The organism is Streptosporangium sp. NPDC006013 (assembly GCF_040614275.1).
In the GTDB taxonomy this organism is placed as follows: Bacteria; Actinomycetota; Actinomycetes; order Streptosporangiales; family Streptosporangiaceae; genus Streptosporangium.
Genome location: NZ_JBEXUE010000015.1, coordinates 1 through 15,538 on the forward strand (window position 1 = coordinate 1; position 15,538 = coordinate 15,538).

The 15,538-nt window shown below is 69.8% G+C and carries 14 protein-coding genes and 1 pseudogene; 6 read left to right on the forward strand and 9 right to left on the reverse strand.

All coding sequences use genetic code 11. The features are described from left to right. Nucleotides 1–748, reverse strand: a pseudogene (locus ABZ260_RS04300) (LytR family transcriptional regulator); the annotation flags it as partial. A gap of 228 nt (nt 749–976) precedes the next feature. On the opposite strand from ABZ260_RS04300, the gene ABZ260_RS04305 reads away from it, so the two are divergent. Next, a complete protein-coding gene (locus tag ABZ260_RS04305; RefSeq protein WP_355612837.1) occupies nt 977–1,885 on the forward strand; it encodes a hypothetical protein in 909 nt (302 codons plus the stop codon). Here the strand turns inward: ABZ260_RS04305 and ABZ260_RS04310 are convergent. From ABZ260_RS04310 to ABZ260_RS04330, 5 genes are read right to left on the reverse strand one after another with little or no spacing between them, the layout of a single operon-like run. Further along, nucleotides 1,840–2,820 carry an NAD(P)-dependent oxidoreductase gene (locus tag ABZ260_RS04310; RefSeq protein ID WP_355612840.1) on the reverse strand — a complete coding sequence of 327 codons (981 nt, stop codon included), beginning with the start codon at nt 2,818–2,820 and terminating at the stop codon, nt 1,840–1,842. The two genes, ABZ260_RS04305 and ABZ260_RS04310, sit on opposite strands and share 46 nt — an antisense overlap. Beyond that, entirely contained in the window at nt 2,813–4,318 is a 1,506-nt protein-coding gene (locus ABZ260_RS04315) for a class I adenylate-forming enzyme family protein (protein WP_355612843.1), read from the reverse strand. The genes ABZ260_RS04310 and ABZ260_RS04315 overlap by 8 nt, the downstream gene beginning before the upstream one ends. After that, nucleotides 4,315–5,436, reverse strand: coding sequence for a cytochrome P450 (locus ABZ260_RS04320; protein ID WP_355612846.1), 1,122 nt, complete (start codon nt 5,434–5,436; stop codon nt 4,315–4,317). Before ABZ260_RS04320 ends, ABZ260_RS04315 begins: the two co-directional genes overlap by 4 nt. Beyond that, nucleotides 5,433–6,164 carry a glycosyltransferase gene (locus ABZ260_RS04325; protein WP_355612849.1) on the reverse strand — a complete coding sequence of 244 codons (732 nt, stop codon included), beginning with the start codon at nt 6,162–6,164 and terminating at the stop codon, nt 5,433–5,435. Before ABZ260_RS04325 ends, ABZ260_RS04320 begins: the two co-directional genes overlap by 4 nt. Continuing rightward, on the reverse strand, nt 6,164–7,123 hold the full coding sequence (locus tag ABZ260_RS04330; RefSeq protein ID WP_355612852.1) for a ketoacyl-ACP synthase III: 960 nt from the start codon (nt 7,121–7,123) through the stop codon (nt 6,164–6,166). The genes ABZ260_RS04325 and ABZ260_RS04330 overlap by 1 nt, the downstream gene beginning before the upstream one ends. Nucleotides 7,124–7,279: 156 nt before the next feature. Here ABZ260_RS04330 and ABZ260_RS04335 point away from each other — a divergent pair, with 156 nt between their 5' ends. The 3 genes from ABZ260_RS04335 (at nt 7,280) to ABZ260_RS04345 (ending at nt 10,726) form a co-directional block, all read left to right on the forward strand. Beyond that, nucleotides 7,280–8,719, forward strand: a complete 1,440-nt coding sequence (locus tag ABZ260_RS04335; RefSeq protein ID WP_355612855.1) for an MFS transporter — start codon at nt 7,280–7,282, stop codon at nt 8,717–8,719. 73 nt (nt 8,720–8,792) lie between these two features. Continuing rightward, the gene (locus ABZ260_RS04340) at nt 8,793–9,173 is read left to right on the forward strand and encodes a metalloregulator ArsR/SmtB family transcription factor (RefSeq protein WP_350913531.1); all 381 of its coding nucleotides are present in this window, start codon (nt 8,793–8,795) and stop codon (nt 9,171–9,173) included. Between the two features lie 128 nt (nt 9,174–9,301). Further along, complete coding sequence (locus tag ABZ260_RS04345) at nt 9,302–10,726, forward strand: extracellular solute-binding protein (protein WP_355612858.1); 1,425 nt, start codon at nt 9,302–9,304, stop codon at nt 10,724–10,726. Here ABZ260_RS04345 and ABZ260_RS04350 read toward each other — a convergent pair. Both ABZ260_RS04350 and ABZ260_RS04355 read right to left on the reverse strand, forming a co-directional pair. Further along, nucleotides 10,712–11,707, reverse strand: coding sequence for a helix-turn-helix domain-containing protein (locus ABZ260_RS04350; RefSeq protein ID WP_355612861.1), 996 nt, complete (start codon nt 11,705–11,707; stop codon nt 10,712–10,714). The genes ABZ260_RS04345 and ABZ260_RS04350 overlap by 15 nt on opposite strands. A 99-nt stretch (nt 11,708–11,806) precedes the next feature. Continuing rightward, the gene (locus tag ABZ260_RS04355) at nt 11,807–13,141 is read right to left on the reverse strand and encodes an ATP-binding protein (RefSeq protein ID WP_355612864.1); all 1,335 of its coding nucleotides are present in this window, start codon (nt 13,139–13,141) and stop codon (nt 11,807–11,809) included. A 146-nt stretch (nt 13,142–13,287) separates the two neighbouring features. Here ABZ260_RS04355 and ABZ260_RS04360 point away from each other — a divergent pair, with 146 nt between their 5' ends. Then, nucleotides 13,288–13,425, forward strand: a complete 138-nt coding sequence (locus ABZ260_RS04360; RefSeq protein ID WP_355612867.1) for a hypothetical protein — start codon at nt 13,288–13,290, stop codon at nt 13,423–13,425. Nucleotides 13,426–13,434: 9 nt separating this feature from the next. Here ABZ260_RS04360 and ABZ260_RS04365 read toward each other — a convergent pair whose 3' ends face one another. Continuing rightward, the gene (locus ABZ260_RS04365; RefSeq protein WP_355612870.1) at nt 13,435–14,859 is read right to left on the reverse strand and encodes an LCP family protein; all 1,425 of its coding nucleotides are present in this window, start codon (nt 14,857–14,859) and stop codon (nt 13,435–13,437) included. 149 nt (nt 14,860–15,008) lie between these two features. On the opposite strand from ABZ260_RS04365, the gene ABZ260_RS04370 reads away from it, so the two are divergent. Beyond that, on the forward strand, nt 15,009–15,521 hold the full coding sequence (locus tag ABZ260_RS04370) for a GNAT family N-acetyltransferase (RefSeq protein WP_355612873.1): 513 nt from the start codon (nt 15,009–15,011) through the stop codon (nt 15,519–15,521). The last annotated feature ends 17 nt before the right edge of the window (nt 15,522–15,538 follow it).

Below are 15,538 nucleotides of genomic sequence, written 5' to 3' on the forward strand. Positions count from 1 at the left end.
CCAGCCTCGGGGCCATTTCCGGGTAGTCCTCGGCGTACTGGTAGACCTCGTTGAGCAGGCCCGGTGTGTAGGGCGGCTCGCCTTCGAAGCCGAAGGGGAATCGCTCGCGGGCCGGGCCCGGCGGCATCGGGACTTTCTCCAGATTCCTCGGCAGGCCGAAAAGCACGGTTTCGCCGGTCCGGGTGTCGACGCTGGCCACGGTCATGCTGTCGGTGCGCACGCCGACCCGGTTGGCCGCCGCGTCCGCGCCGATGAGCAGGATGTTGATCCGCTCCATGCCCTTCCACGGGTCCGTCGGCATCGGCGTGATGCTCTCCGCGAACACCGAGGTCACCACGCTCTGGGAGACGTAGGCCAGCCGAGCCACATAGATCATCGGAGCGGTCACCAGCACGCACAGCAGGCCGACGGCGGCGGTTGAGAGGTACTGGGCCGCGGGCGATGACGACTCCGGCCGCACCAGCAGGTAGGAGTGTATGACCACGGCCACCGCCACGGCGGCCAGCAACATCGCGGCGAGCGCGAAGGCCCAGAGCCAGGCGGGCTGTACGGCGAGGGCGAGCAGGGCGGGCCCCGCGGTCAGCACGGCGATCGCGGCGGCTCCGGCGAGGGTCAGCTCGATGCCCATCAGAAAGGCGCCCGTCAGGCGGCGGCCCGCCCAGACATGGGCCAGGCCCCACAGAACGGCCGAGCCCAGTGTCAGTGCCAGACTCGATCCGACGCCTGTCCGCCCCGTGTTATCGGCCATAGCCCTACATCTCCTGTCCGTCACCCCAATACGTCGCAGGTTAGTAACGGTTTCCAGTTGAATGGGCTATGTGGTTGTTCGACGCGCTGAGGGTGGTCGGTCAAGGTTTGTAAACCAGATCGCGCCGTCGGGATGACGCTGACCTCCAAGTTATGGTCAAAAAGGACACGTAATCGATTTTGACTGGCAAACGCGGGGATTTCCAGGTAAAGCGGTTAGGAGGTTCCCGTGCGTAAAATGATCAGCTCGATTTTGATCGCGCTCGGCTGCCTTCTCGCGCCCCTTACCCTCGTGGCGTTCTGGACGGCGAACGAGGTGGCGGACCCCGGCGGCTACCTCAGGAACATGGCGCCGCTGGCCCGCCACCCGGACGTACGGGACGCGGTCACCGGTCGCGTCGCCGACGAGATCACCCTGAGGTTGCGCGAGCGGGGTGTCGCGGCCGAGGAGGGGCTTGTCCACAACGCGGTGGGGGATCAGGTCGACGATGACTTCGTCATCGCCTGGGTGGAGATCAACAGGCTGGCGCACCGCAGGTTCGTCGCGGTCCTGAGCGCGGATTCCGGCATACCAAGCAGCATCGGCTACGACCTCGCCCCGATGTACGAACTGGTCAAACACCGGCTGCGGAGCGGCGGTCTGGAAGCCGCCTCCCGCCTGCCCAGGACCCATCCCGTCGCCGAGGTGCTCTCCGCCTCCGCCGTGGCCAAGATGGACCACATCCACGACAGGCTGATCTCACTGAGGTGGGTCCTGGCGGGTACGTCACCGGCCCTGATCGCCGCCGGGGTCTTCCTGGCCCGCGACCGGTGCACCGCACTGATCGGTGCCGGTATCGGCATGGCCGGGAGCATGTTCACGCTGGCGATCGCCATGTCCGCGCTACGTAACATCTACCTGCCGGACTCCACCGGCCCCGGCGGCCTGCCGGTCGCCGCCGTGCTCGTGATATTCGACGCGCTGACCGCCTTCCTGAGAAACGGCCTGCGCGTGCTCTTCACGCTCGGCCTGCTCATGGCGGGGGTGGTCTTCGTCGCCAGGAACGGGCTCATCCGTTACCAGGCCGCCGCCGCCATGTTCGAATCCCGCGCTCACCAGTCGGAGGAGCCGACGAACGACGTCGCCGACGGCCGGTAGCCGAGGCGGGCGCGCGCCGCGGTGATGTCGAGGGTCCGCTCGACGGCCAGGTGGCCCGCGGCGTAGCGCGTCAGCCGGGGCGGGTGCGGGCGTCGGAGCAGCCGGAAGGCGGCCTCGGCGACGGCCGCGACGGGGTCGACCAGCTTCAGGGGCAGATAGTACGGTTCGGCGTCGATGCCGCGCTCCGCGAGGATCGAGCGCAGGGCGTCGTCGAGCATGACGGGTTCGGCGTCGGTCACGTTGAAGACACCGTGGTCGACGGGTCCCGCGGCGGCGAGCAGACAGGCCAGGACCAGATTGTCCACCGAGGTCAGGCTGATCCGCTGGCGTCCGTCACCCACCGCGAGAAGCCTGCCACCCCTGACCGCGCCGAGGACCCGGGGAAGCAGCGTGGTGTCCCCCCTGCCGTAGACCGCGTGCGGTCGTAGGATGACCGCCCGCTCCAGACACCTCTCCGCGGCGGCCTTCGAGGCGCCGTAGGCGCTCGCGTACCGCCCGACCGGGGCGGCCTCCTCGGTGGCCATCACGGTCGGCAGGAACGGGTCGTAGACGCTCGCCGTGCTGACGTGCACGAACCTGGCGCCGGGGAAGGCCGCGGCCGCGTTGCGGGTGCCGTCGACATTGGCCGCCCAGATGTCGCGCGCCGGCCCCCAGTCCGTGACGCTCCCGGCACAGTGGATCACCGCGTCCACCTCCCGCGGCTCCGGTCGCCCGCCGAGGAGATCCCACGGTGTGTACGGCGCGTGGCCGACATGCCCGCCCTCCACTCCGGACCGCCTGCCGAAGGCGAACACCGTCCAGCCCTCCGCCACGGCCGCCCGGCAGACCGCGCCTCCCACGAACCCCGAGGCCCCCGTCACCGCGACCCGAAACGCCCTGCCGCCCGGCCCGGGATCGGTGCCGGCCCGATGCGGGCGGTTTCGATGCTCAGTCACGGCGGGCGACCAGATCCCGCAGGGCGGCCCGGTCGAGCTTGTCGGCCCGCCCCGAGCGGGGAAAGGCGTCGAGTGGCTCGATCCGGTCGGGCAGGGCCGCCGAGTCCACGATTTCGGGGAGTGCCCCGCGCAGCCGGCCCTCGTCGTAGCCGCCGGTGGGCACGACGGCCAGCACGACCTCCTCGTCCCCGGTGTCGGGGTCGGCGAGTCCGACGATCGCGGCCTCGGCCACCCCGGGCAGCGCCGCGATGCCGGACTCGTACAGGCCCGGATAGATGTTGACGCCGTCGCGGAGGATCATGTCCTTCTTCCGGCCGAGCAGTACCAGCCGACCGGCGTCGAGCCGGACCAGGTCGCCGGTGGCGATCTCGCGCAACGGCTCCTCACCGAGGTAGCACCGCGCGAGGTGGGGCCCCGAGACGAACAGCTCACCGTCCTCGGCGATCCGGACGCCGACACCGGGCAGCGGTGCGCCGAGCAGGTCCCCCTCGGCCTGGGCCAGCTTCTCCCGCGCCGACGCGATGGCGATGGGGAGCGCCTCGGTCATCGCGTAGACGGACAGCACCTCGGGGCCGGCCTCGATCGCGCGCCGGAGCACGCCCGGCGGGGCGGGGGCGGCGCCGAGCAGGAGGTAGCGGAGGGTTCCGGGAAGTCTGGGGGTCTGGCGCAGCAGCCTGTCCAGGTGCACCGGCACGGCGAAGGTGTGGGTGGCCCGCCTCGCGGCCAGCTCGGCGGCGAGGTCCCCGCCTCCGGGCAGTGACCAGGTCGCCCCGGCCAGCAGGGCGGGGAGGCCGAGCATCAGCTGGTCGGTGTGCACGATGTCGCCGGGGCCGAGCGGGAACACGCTTCTGAACATCTCCAGCCCGGTCGCGAGCGATCTTCGGGTGTGCACCACCCCTCGCGGGCGCGCCGTGGTCCCGGAGGTGAAGATCACCGCCGCCGGCTGGTCCGGGTCGGATCGGTACGCCCGCGGCCCGGACGGGCCGGACGGCGATCGGAGGATCCCAGGCAGCCGCAGCGCCCCTCGGGGAACCCCCGGCAGCCACGGGCCGGTGTACAGGTGGCGGACGGGCCGGCCGGGAAGCGGATCGGCGAGGTTCGGCAGGAGCAGGCCGCGGCGGCGGGCCAGGCTCCTGAGCGGGCCGCTCAGCGTGTAGAGCAGGGACTCGCTGATCACCCACGCGGGCCGGGTCGCGGCCATGCGGGCCGCGAGCACGTCGGGCGCCAGCCCGGGGTCCGCGAGGAGGAGCGTCCCGCCCGCCGCGACCGCCCCCAGCGCCAGCGTCACCGCGTCCACCCCGGGCCGCACCGCGAACAGCACCCCGTCCCCGGGCCGCATCCCGTCCTCAGGTGACGGTCCGCCCATCGCGTCGCGGACCGCCGACACCCGGCGGGCGAGCTCGCCGTAGGTGATCTCGCGGCCTCGGCCGTCGACGATGGCGGTCCGTCCCGGCTCCCGCCCGGCGATGGACATGATCCCGTTGATGATGTCGTTCATGTGGCACTGACCCACAGGTGCTCGTAGGTGGGAATGAGGACCCCTCTGGCCGCGCGCCGTCGCAGGACGCGTACCCGGTGGGAGAGCAGGACGGAGGCCACCGCCCGGATCTCCGCCAGGGCCAGCGGGTAGCCGATGCAGAAGTGCGGGCCCGCGCCGAACCAGAGCCTGCGCAGCTCGGGCGGGTGGGGGCGGGAGGGATCGAACGGGCCGTACGCCCTGGCGCAGTTGTGGGTGACGATCAGCACCCGGTCACCGGGGCGCACCGCGGCCTTGCCGACGCGCGCGGCGGTGGACACCGAGCGGAGCATCAGCGGGGTCGGCGTGGTGACCCGCATGGCCTCCTCGATGATCCGGTCCAGGTCGTCCACCGGGGTCCGGTGGTCGTGCAGGAGGGCGAAGAGCCGGGGGACGAACGTGGCGACCGTCTCGGTACCGGTCAGGAAGAACGCTCCGGCCGCTCCCCTGGCCTCGGCGGGCGAGAGCCCCTGGGCCCGCATCCGGCCCATCACCGTGGACTCGTCGGCGGCCTCATAGGCGGCCTGCGCGATGTCCCCGATCCGGTCCAGCACCTGCCGGGCGGCCGCCACCTGCCGATCCGACAGCCGCCGCGAGCGGAGCGAGACCATCGAGACGACCCGCTCCCCGTCCGCGAACAGCTCCCTGGCCCGAGCCTCGGAGACCTCGCCCAGCCCGATCACCCGGCAGATCACCGCTCCGGCCATCAGCCGCATGGCGTCCACCAGGTCGACCGCCTCGCCGCGTCCCAGCCGCGCCGAGAGGTCGTCGAGCGGCCCGCGGAGCACGTCGTCCACCAGCGCCGAGACGTACCCGGGGGTGAACAGCGGCATCAGCTTCCTGCGCAGCGCGAGGTGGCCCGCTCCCTCCATGTTGAGCAGCACGGAGGGGCCGAGCACGGGCGTCCACAGGTCGCCGGGCGATCCGGGACCGTCCTTGCGGAACCGCTCGTCCATCAGCACGGCCCGCGCGACGGTGGCGTCGTTGACCACGACGCCCAGCCCGGGAACCCGCACCACCGGCCCGAGTCTGGCCAGCAGCCGCAGGAGCGGGTAGGCGAAGGGATGCGCGGCCAGGTGGAGCCGCGTCTCGTGGTTCACCGGACGTCGATCACTTCTGGGCGGTAGTGGTGGTCGGCATACCAGGCGAGGGTGCCCGCGAGGCCGTACGCCCTGAGCCTGCGCACGGAGCCGAAGACCACCACGTCGCGGCGCGAGCCGTACGCGGCGGTGAGCATGCGCACCCGGTTGACCAGGGCGCGGTCCTCATGGACCTCCTCGATCGCGGTCCTGGGGAAACCGCCCGCGCGGTCGTAGAGCTCCGCGGTGATGGCCAGGGTGGCGCCGGGCATCATCACGTACGGCCCCAGGTAGCGCGGGTCCCTGTTGCCGGGCCGAAAGCGCCCGAAGGTGGCCGCCACCTCCACCACGAACGGGATGAGGTGCCGCTCCCAGAACTTCAGCCGGAACTCGTCGGTCCGGGGGCGCAGCCGGCCGCCGACCATCTCCAGCCCGTTGCCGAAGGCCCGCCGGATGTTGCGCACCCAGTCGGGGCGGGGCAGGCAGTCGGCGTCGGTCCTGGCCAGATGGGTCGCCCCGTGCGCGATGGCGTGGCGCATGCCGGTGTCGGAGGCGGCGCCCGTGCCCTTCCGGGTCTCGACGATCACCTGGACACCGTGCCGCCGGACGATCTCGGCGGTGCCGTCGGTGCTCGCGTTGTCCACCACGAGCAGCGTGAAGTCCCGGTCGTCCTGCTCGGCCAGCGCCCTCAGCGTCGCCTCGATGCCGTGGGCCTCGTTGTAGGCAGGGATGATCACCCAGAGGTCCATCACATCTCCGCCAGGATCACGCCGGTGCTGATCCCGCCGCCCAGCCCGAGCAGCGCCACCCGGTCGCCGGGCCGCCAGCCGCCCAGCGCGAGCTGGAGCGGCAGCGTGGTCGAGGCGCAGTTGCCGTGCTCGGGCAGGCTGACCACGAGCCTGTCGGCGGGGATGCCGAGCACCTGGGCCAGGAAGCGCAGGTAGGGCAGCGCCACCTGGTGTACCGCCACGATGGCGAAGTCGTCCCAGGTCAGGCCGGTGCGCTTGAGCGCGTTGAGGAAGATGTCCGGGCCGATCATCTCGAACGCCTCCTTCAACCTGCGCCCGTCGCCGCGGAAGTAGGAGTATTCGGGGTCGCGAGGATGCGCCGAACCGCCTCCCGGCAGGGTGCCGATCGCCCACGCCGTGGAGTCGGCCGCGAAGTCGCGGTAGAAAATGCCGCGTTCCATATCGGCGGCGACTATGACCGCGGCTCCGGTGTCCGACATCGTGTAGCCCGCGAAGGAGTCGACGAACTGCGCGCGATCCCTGACCCGCCAGCGGATCGCCCGTGAGGGGATCTCGCCCGAGCAGACCAGTACCTTGCGGTGCGCCCCGGACAGGATCAGCGCCTCGGCGATCTGGATCCCGTTGAGCATGCTGTTGCAGGCGTTCTTGATGTCGAACACCGGGCAGGAGAGTCCCAGCTTGGCCGCCACGATGTGTGCGGTGGCGGGCTCGACCATGTCCTGCGAGGCCGACGCGAAGACGAGCAGGTCGACGCCTGAGTGGTCGAGGCCGCGGGCCGCCTCGGCGGCCAGGTCCGAGGCCTGCTGGTCATCGCGGGCCACATGGCGCCGTCGGATTCCCGTCAGCCTCTCGACGACGCCTCCGTAGGGCACGTAGCCCTCGATCCGCCGCTCCACATCCGCGCTGGACATGGTCCGTTCCGGCAGATACGTCGCGACGCCCGTGATCCGGGCTTTCATTGATCTCCCTAAACAGGATTAAGTCTCCCCATGTCCCCATGCTCGCGCAATGTATCGAAAAGGTGGGGATTTGTCCTGATCGTGCAGCTGAGGACCGATGAAACGGCGCGTCTCACACCGGCATAAGCCGGTTATGCGGGGGTAACCGCTCCTGTCGTGAGCGACGTTCAGACGGGGACCGTGACCACGAAGGTCCCCGCGAGGTTGGACCGGCTGCCGTGGTCACGATGGCACTGGATGATCGTCGTCGGCCTCGGCACCGTCTGGATCCTCGACGGCCTCGAAGTGACGATCATCGGAAACCTCTCCGCCCAGCTGGCCAAGGAGGGCAGCGGCCTGGCGATCACCCAGGCCCAGGTCGCAGGGCAGGCCGCGGCCCTCTACGTGGCGGGGGCGTGTCTCGGGGCGCTGTTCTTCGGCTGGCTCACCGACAGGTTCGGCCGGAAGAAGATGTTCATCATCACGATGGCCGTCTACCTGGTCGCCACCGCCGCGACGGCGTTCTCCTTCTCCGTCTGGTGGTTCTTCCTGTTCCGGTTCCTGACCGGTTTCGGCATCGGCGGCGAGTACGCGGCCGTCAACTCGGCCATCGACGAGCTCATCCCGAGCCGCCATCGCGGCAGGATCGACATCATCATCAACGGCAGCTACTGGCTCGGCGCCGCCGGAGGCGCGCTGCTGACCGTGCCGCTGCTCGACAACCTCCCGCTGAACATCGGCTGGCGTGTCGCCTTCGGGATGGGGGTGGTGCTCGGCCTGGCCATCCTGCTGGTCCGCAGACACGTGCCGGAGAGCCCTCGCTGGCTGTTCATCCACGGTCGCGACCGGGAGGCCGAGAGGCTGGTCGACGAGGTGGAGAAGCGGATCGAGCGCGAGGAGGGCATCCCGCTCGACGAGCCCTCGCGGTCGATGACCATCCACCAGCGCACGTCGATCGGCTTCGGGCGGATCGCACACACCATGGTCGCCCGCTACCCCAAGCGCACGGTCCTCGGCCTGGCGCTCTTCATCGGTCAGGCGTTCCTCTACAACGCCATCACCTTCGGGTACGCACAGATCCTGTCGACCTTCTTCGGCATCGTCACCCACACCGGCTACTACTTCGCGGTCATCGCGGTCGGCAACTTCCTCGGCCCGCTCCTGCTCGGGCGGTTGTTCGACACGGTCGGCCGCATCCCCATGATCTCCGGCACCTACATCGGGTCCGGGGTGCTCCTCCTCGGCACGGCCTGGCTGTTCGACCAGGGGGTGCTGACTGCGGTCACGCTCACCGCCTGCTGGTGCGTCGTGCTCTTCTTCGCCTCCGCCGGGGCGAGCGCGGCCTACCTGACGGTCAGCGAGATCTTCCCGATGGAGACCCGGGCCATGGCGATCGCGTTCTTCTACGCGATCGGCACCTTCGCCGGTGGCGTGTCCGGACCGCTGGTCTTCGCCAACCTGGTCAAGAGCGGCAGACCCGGTGACACGGCGCTGGCCTTCTGTATCGGCGCGACCCTCATGATCATCGCAGGGCTGGTGGAGCTCTTCCTCGGGGTCAAGGCCGAGGGCAGGAGCCTGGAGGACATCGCCCGGCCACTGAGCGCCAAGCAGGACTGACCGTCCCGCCGGGCTCGCGGGCGACTTGGTACGATAGTCGTTATCATTTGAGTATCTGTTCAGGAGTTCGCCCATGGAAGTCGTCGCCGGTCTGGACGCGTGCGTGACCGTGGAGCCCGACGAGGCCAGGGTGGCGGCGACACGGGATCGCCTTGTCACCCCGAGCGAGGCGGCCCGGCTCGCCGACCTGTTCAGGCTGCTGGGCGACCAGACCCGTGCGCAGCTGCTGTACGCGCTGCTCGAGGCCGGTGAGCTGTGCGTCTGCGATCTCGCCGAGACCGTCGAGGTCAGCGACACCGCCGTGTCGCACGCCCTGAGGCTGCTGCGGACGGCGGGCATCGTGGCCAATCGCCGGTCCGGCCGAATGATCTACTACCGTCTTGCCGACGCCCACGTCAGGATGCTCCTCGACCTCAGTCGCGAGCACCTCCGTCACGAGATCGTCGAGGGCTGAGAGCCGCCCGTCCGGTTGTCGCCGGGGTTCGCCGCGCGGTTCACGGCAGGGTTGAGGGGCGCAGCGGGGTTTTAGCGGCCGTCGTCGCGGCAGAGGAGCACATAAGATCTTTTTTCACGATCTACATCGTGATCGGACTCGCCGGGCTGAACACCGTCACCCGCACCGTGATCCTTTTGGAGGTATGCATGCGTGGTACAGCTCGCGTGTTCGCCATGACCGCCGCCCTCGCCCTGGGGCTGACCGCCTGCGGCGCCGGCGGGGCGGCCGAGGGCGGGAAACCGGCCGAGCAGTCCGTTTCCAAGCCCACGGAGAAGCCGACCGAGAAGCCGACAGAGAAGCCCGCGGGGCCCGTCACCCTGAAGTACTGGACCTTCTCCCCGCCCGAGGCCGGGCTGAAGGCGGCGCTCGCCGCCTTCGAGGAGGCGAATCCCGGTATCAAGGTCGACCTGCGCACCTTCGGTGAGGCCGACTACCGCAAGCGGCTGTCCAAGGCACTCGACGGCGGCGAGGCGCTCGACGTCGTCGGCATCCACATCCCGACCATGACCGGCGCGGTCAAGAACCGGCTCCGTCCGGTCGCCGACTGGAAGGACGAGGTCTCCGGCGACCTGCTCGGGAAACTCGACCCGGTCGCGGTCAAGCAGACGGAGCAGGTCGCCAAGGACGGCACGCTCTACTCGGTCCCGATGGGATCCACCGCCGGCGCGGTCATGTACTACGACGCGGCTCTCCTGTCCGAGCTCGGGGAGTCCTTCCCCAAGACGGTCGCCGATCTCGAATCCATCGTCATGCGGGTCAGGAAGGAGATCCCCGACCTCCAGCCGATCGTCTTCTCCGGCGAGCCGCGCCGGCAGGAGGAACTGCTGTTCACCATCGCCGGCCAGACCGACCCGACCCTCTCCGACGACCTGCTGGCCGGCGGAAAGTCGTGGAAGAGCGCCGAGATGGTCTCGGCCCTGACCGGCTATGGGGCGATGTTCGACAGGGGCATGCTGGCGAGGTCCACGCTGGCCCTCAGGGGCGACGGCCCGGCCGAGCTCTTCCGCTCCGGCAAGGCGCTGTTCCTGGTGGACGGCTCAGGCCAGAGCTCGATGCTGTCCACGTCCTACCGCAGGACCGGCAAGTTCTCCGTCAAGAAGATCGGCGCCGGCCCCTTCCCCACCATCCTGCCGGACGCCAGGCCGGCCGTCCGTAGCACGGCCGAGGTGGGTCTGGCCGTCCCCAGGAAGTCCGGGCACGTGGCCGAGGCGGCCACGCTGATCGAATTCCTGACCGTGGGCGACGGCGTCTCCAGCTGGGCCGGAGACCTGACGATGGCCCCCGCGGCTGCGGACTTCAAGGTGGAATCGTCGGTCTTCGCCACCCCGGAGGGTAAGGACGGCTACGCCGCGCTCCAGGAACTCATCCGGGGCGGCGGCTCGCTGAACGTCCCCGACGAGGTGTTCCTGGAGCGCGCGGAGGGCGATGTGATCCTCGATGTCGCCCACGGCAGGATCACCCCGGAGAAGGCGGCGGCCCGCCTGCAGGAGGAGTGGTCACGCAGCCGGTGACGGCTCCGGACCCGGTGCGGCCTCCACGGGCCGGAACGTGCGGCGGTAGGCCAACGGCGAGACGCCGACGACCACCTGCAGGTGCTGACGGAGCGAGGCCGCGGTGCCGAACCCGGCCCGCAGGGCGATGCCGTCCACCGGCAGGTCGCTGCTCTCCAGGAGCTGCCGGGCCAGCTCCACCCGCTGCAGGATGAGCCACTGCCCGGGGCTGAGGCCCACCTCGTCGCGGAAGCGCCGGGTGAAGGTACGGCGGCTCATCCGGGCGTGGGCGGCCAGCTCGCTGAGGGGGAGCGGCTTGTGCAGCCGTTCCAGCGCCCAGGCCCTGGTCGCCGCGGTGGTCGTGACGGTCGGCGCGGGAAGCGGGCGCTCGATGAACTGGGCCTGGCCGCCGTCGCGCCACGGCGGCACGACGCATCGCCTGGCCACCCGGTTGGCCACCTCGGTGCCGTGGTCGCGCCGGACGATGTGCAGGCAGAGGTCGATCCCCGCGGCCACTCCGGCGGAGGTGAGCACATCCCCGTCGTCCACGAACAGTACGTCCGGGTTGACCCTGACCTGGGGAAACAGCTTCTGGAAGTGCTCGGCGTGGCTCCAGTGGGTGGTCGCGGGGCGGCCGTCGAGCAGTCCGGCCGCCGCGAGCACGTAGGCGGCGGTGCAGATCGAGACCAGGCGGGTGCCCGGCCGGATGAGCGCGATCGCGTCGGCCATGGGCCTGGTGAGCCGTCCCTCGGTGGAGACGGGGCCGAGCGCGTGGGTGGCGGGGATCACCACGGTGTCCGCGTCGGCCAGGGCCTCGGCTCCGTGGTCCACCGCGATCGAGAAGTCGGCGTCGGTGCGTACCGGGGCGCCGTCGGCGGTGCAGGTGAGCACCTCGTAGAGCCGCTCGCCCTCGGGGCTCCTGGCGATACCGAAGATGCGCGGCGGGATGCCCAGCTCGAAGGGGATCACACCGTCCATGGCGAACATGACGACCCTGTGCATGGCCTGATTCTCACATATGGCGGATACGGGCCATCTCCGCAGGGACCACATCTCGTGATCACCAGGGTGGTCTCTCCGCCAGCCCGTCGGAGGGATCCCTCAGCGGCGTGTGGCGGTCGACAGCGGGAGGCAGAGGACGATTCGGGCGCCGTTGCCGGTGGCGCGGTCGGTGGCATAGAGCCTGCCCTGGTGCGCCAGGGCGATGTCCCTGGCTATGGGCAGGCCCAGGCCGGTTCCCCCGGCGTCGCGGCTGCGCGCCGAATCCAGGCGGGTGAACCGCTGGAAGATCCGCTCATGCTCCCCGACCGGGATGCCGAGCCCGTCGTCGATGACCTCCATCACGGCCTCGCCCCGTTCGTTCCCGACCCGGACCTGTATCTCCTTCGTCGCGTGCCGGTCGGCGTTGGCGAGCAGATTGGTCAGCAGCCGGGTCAGCTGGAGCCGGTTGCCTCGCACCACGACGTCGGGAGCGAGCTTCAACAGCACCTCGTGCCGGTGGGGCCACCGCTCCACCTCGGCGATGACCAGCTCGGAGAGGTTGATCTGCTCCGATGTACTCTGCACGCCGGCGTCGAGGCGGGTGAGCAGCAGAAGGTCGTCGATGATGGCCTGGAGCCGTTCTGCGTCCGCCAGCACGGAGCACATGGTCGTGCGCGAATCCTCCGCGCCGGGATCGGAGATCGCCAGTTCGAGTTTGGTGCGCAGCCCGGTCAGCGGGGTGCGCAGCTCGTGGGAGGCGTCGGAGGCGAAGCGGCGCTGGTCCTCCACAGCCCGCTCCAGTCTTTCGAGGGTCGCGTTGACGGTCTTGGTGAGCTGCGCCACCTCGTCCTCGGAATCGGGGACGGGCATCCGGCGGCTGAGGTCGGTGGCGGTGATCTCGGCCATCTTGGCGCGGATCCGCGCCACCGGTTTCAGGGTGCGACCGGCGAGCTGCCAGGTGCCCCAGCCGAGCAGCGCGAGGAGCACGGAGCCGAAAAGCGCCAGTGAGATCTCCAGGACGTTGGTACGGAGCAGTTGGGGTTGCGGTGCCGCCGCGTAGACCATCACCTTGCCGTAGGGGGAGTGATCGATCCGGAAGCCCACGATGATGTAGCACGTCTGTCGCCCCGTGGGGAAGGTTATGCAGGACGTCCCGTTCACCCGGAGGTCGCCGTCGGTAGGGAGTGTTTCGCTGATCCTGGGCTTCCCCTTCATGGCGGGGCTGGCGGCGACCACCCGGCCGTCGGCCGCGACGACCTGGATGAGGGAGATGTGGCTGGTGGGAAGGACGACGGCGTTCGCGGGCCCGTTCTCGACGCTCTGGACCGCCTTCCCGGCGGCCTCGGCCACCGCGTCGGTGGCGTCGGTCAACACTTTGTCCCGCACGACATCCTGTATGGCGAACATACCGATCCCCAGCACCAGCATGAACAGGACGAGCGCGGTGAGGGTCATGCGGCCCTGGATCGAACGTGGATATCGCAATGCTGACATTCCCCCTCGAAAGGGTCTTTACTCCTATAAATGCATACTTAGGACTATTTATAGGTTATTGGTATTAATCAGACAGCAAAGCCAGGTCAAGTTTTTATGCTCATTTGATGGTGAAGGGAAATGGCTTCCAGGTCAGACGGGATCGAGAGGAAGCCGCCGGGACCTTCGCGGCATCCCGATGGCAGCCGGTCGATCATGGCCTGCTCGGCGTCCCTCCCGTACGGCTCGTCTCGAAGTCCATCTGACGGGAACGGTCAGGCGCCGGTGCACGAGTCGTGGGTCGCGTCGAAACCCTTCAGGCTCTCGTTGTCGTTGCGGGGAAGCGGCTTCAGGCCTTTCCAGTCGTCACCGATCGTCAGGATGAGCCTTCCCGTGGTCGCCCAGGAGACGGGCTTGGGGGTGGAGACGATCAGGTCCCGGCTGAGGGTGGGCGCCTTGGCGGTGCCGTTCGGCGAGTAGGCGATCGTGGTCGCCGGGTACGGCTTGCGCAGGGCGTCGCCGATCCTGGCGACGTGATAGCCCCGCTCCTCCAACTGGACCGCTACCAGGGTGGCCAGACCGGACCGCATGGTTCCGTTGCGCACCTCTAGCTGGATCTTCGATCGGGGCACCCTGGACTGGCCGCCCCTGACCCCGGAGCCGGCGATCGCCCGGTCCGTCGCGACGATACGGAACAGCCTGCCGCTCTGCGGCTCGACCCACTCCACCCGGCCCGGGTGGACCAGCGAGTAGCGCCACGGGGTGGTGATGAAGTGGATCTGCCCGGCGGCGAGCCCCTCGGCGCTGGTGGCCAGGTCCTTCATGACGCCCGGGGTGAGGCCGGGGTCGGTGGTGACCGATTTCGTCGCCGCGTCCAGGAAGCCGAAGAGCCGGGCCGGGTCGGTGAGCGTCTCACCGCTCATGACCTTCTTGACCATGGAGGCGATGAACATCTGCTGGCGCTGGATGCGCCCGATGTCCGATCCGTCGCCCAGGCTGTAGCGGGCCCGTACGTAGCCCAGGGCCTGCTCGCCCCCGAGGTTCTGGCGTCCGGCGGACAGGTGGAGCAGGGCCTTCTTGTCGTCGATCGCCTCGGGCACGCAGATCTCCACGCCACCGACCGCGTCGACCATGTCCTTGAAACCGGTGAAGTCGACCTTCACGAAGTGGTCGATGTGGATGCCGGTGAGCGATTCGACGGTCTTCCAGGTGCAGGTGATGCCGCCGGAGTTGAACGACTCGTTGATCATGCCCAGGTGCGGCCGCTGCCCTGGCAGCCCCTGCCTGGCCCGGCAGGCGGGGAGCTGGACCATCGAGTCGCGTGGGAAGCTGATGACCATCGCGTTGTCCCGCTTCGGCGAGATGTGCGCGAGCATGATCGTGTCAGTCCGCTCGCCCGCCACCCGGCCGTACCTCGCGTTCTTGCCGTTTCGCTGGTCCGAGCCGACGATCAGGACATTCATCGCACTGGTCGCGACCTTGGCCGGCCGGCGTCCGAGGTCCTCCGCGGTGACCTCGACGTGCTTGACGTTGCCGGTCAGCCTGACGTACGCGCCGGCCACGGTCCCGCCCGCCACGAGCAGCACGGCGGTGACGGCGGCCACCAGCCACCACAGCCACCTGCGACCAGGGCGGAGCGAGCGCCGGCCGGGTGGAACCGGGGGCGGCTCGGGGAACGCGCCGATCACTCCGTTGCTCACGTGACTCCCGGGGGGGAAGGGGCCACGGCACGCGGCCGTGACGAGGAGCCGTGTTCCGGCCGTCGCCGAGTGTACTGATCTTCCGGCGCGGTGAGATCCTTTACGCGGCATATCCCGTATAGGGGTGCATGTCCTGTTACGATCCGCCGGTGATTATCCGTGACGGGCACCTCGGCGACGTACCGGCTGTTCTGGCGATGTTCGACAGCGCGGTGGCGTGGCTGACCTCCCAGGGGCGCACCGGCCAGTGGGGCAGCGAACCGTTCTCGACTGACGCGGCCCGTGTGGAGAGTGTCACCTCATGGGCGACGTCCGGCGGGATGCGCGTCGCCGAACTCGACGACCGGCCCGCGGGATGTCTGGTCGTGGGGTCCGCGATGCCCTACGTCACCCCCGCCTCCGAGCCCGAGCTGTACGTCCAGGGGCTGGTCATCGACCAGCGGTTCCACGGTCGCGGGGTCGGCTCGGCCCTGCTGGAGCGTGCCAGGGCCGAGGCCGTCGAGCGGGAGGTCGCGCTGCTGCGGGTCGACTGCTACGGCGGCGACGACGGCCGCCTGGTGGCGTACTACGAGAGCCAGGGCTTCACCAGGACCGAGAGTTTCAAGGTCGGCGACTGGCCCGGCCAGCTCCTGGAGATGAGGCTTCCCTCGGCGAGGGACTGAACGGCTCGCGACGGGCG

Bases quoted from the DNA above. Each gene is read 5' to 3' on its own strand.
- ABZ260_RS04340 (WP_350913531.1), top strand. From the start codon at position 8,793: ATGGAAGTCGTCGCCGGTCTGGACGCGTGCGTGACCGTGGAGCCCGAC.
- ABZ260_RS04325 (WP_355612849.1), bottom strand. From the start codon at position 6,164: ATGGACCTCTGGGTGATCATCCCTGCCTACAACGAGGCCCACGGCATC.
- ABZ260_RS04330 (WP_355612852.1), bottom strand. From the start codon at position 7,123: ATGAAAGCCCGGATCACGGGCGTCGCGACGTATCTGCCGGAACGGACC.
- ABZ260_RS04350 (WP_355612861.1), bottom strand. From the start codon at position 11,707: ATGCACAGGGTCGTCATGTTCGCCATGGACGGTGTGATCCCCTTCGAG.
- ABZ260_RS04355 (WP_355612864.1), bottom strand. From the start codon at position 13,141: ATGACCCTCACCGCGCTCGTCCTGTTCATGCTGGTGCTGGGGATCGGT.
- ABZ260_RS04315 (WP_355612843.1), bottom strand. From the start codon at position 4,318: ATGAACGACATCATCAACGGGATCATGTCCATCGCCGGGCGGGAGCCG.
- ABZ260_RS04360 (WP_355612867.1), top strand. From the start codon at position 13,288: ATGGTGAAGGGAAATGGCTTCCAGGTCAGACGGGATCGAGAGGAAGCC.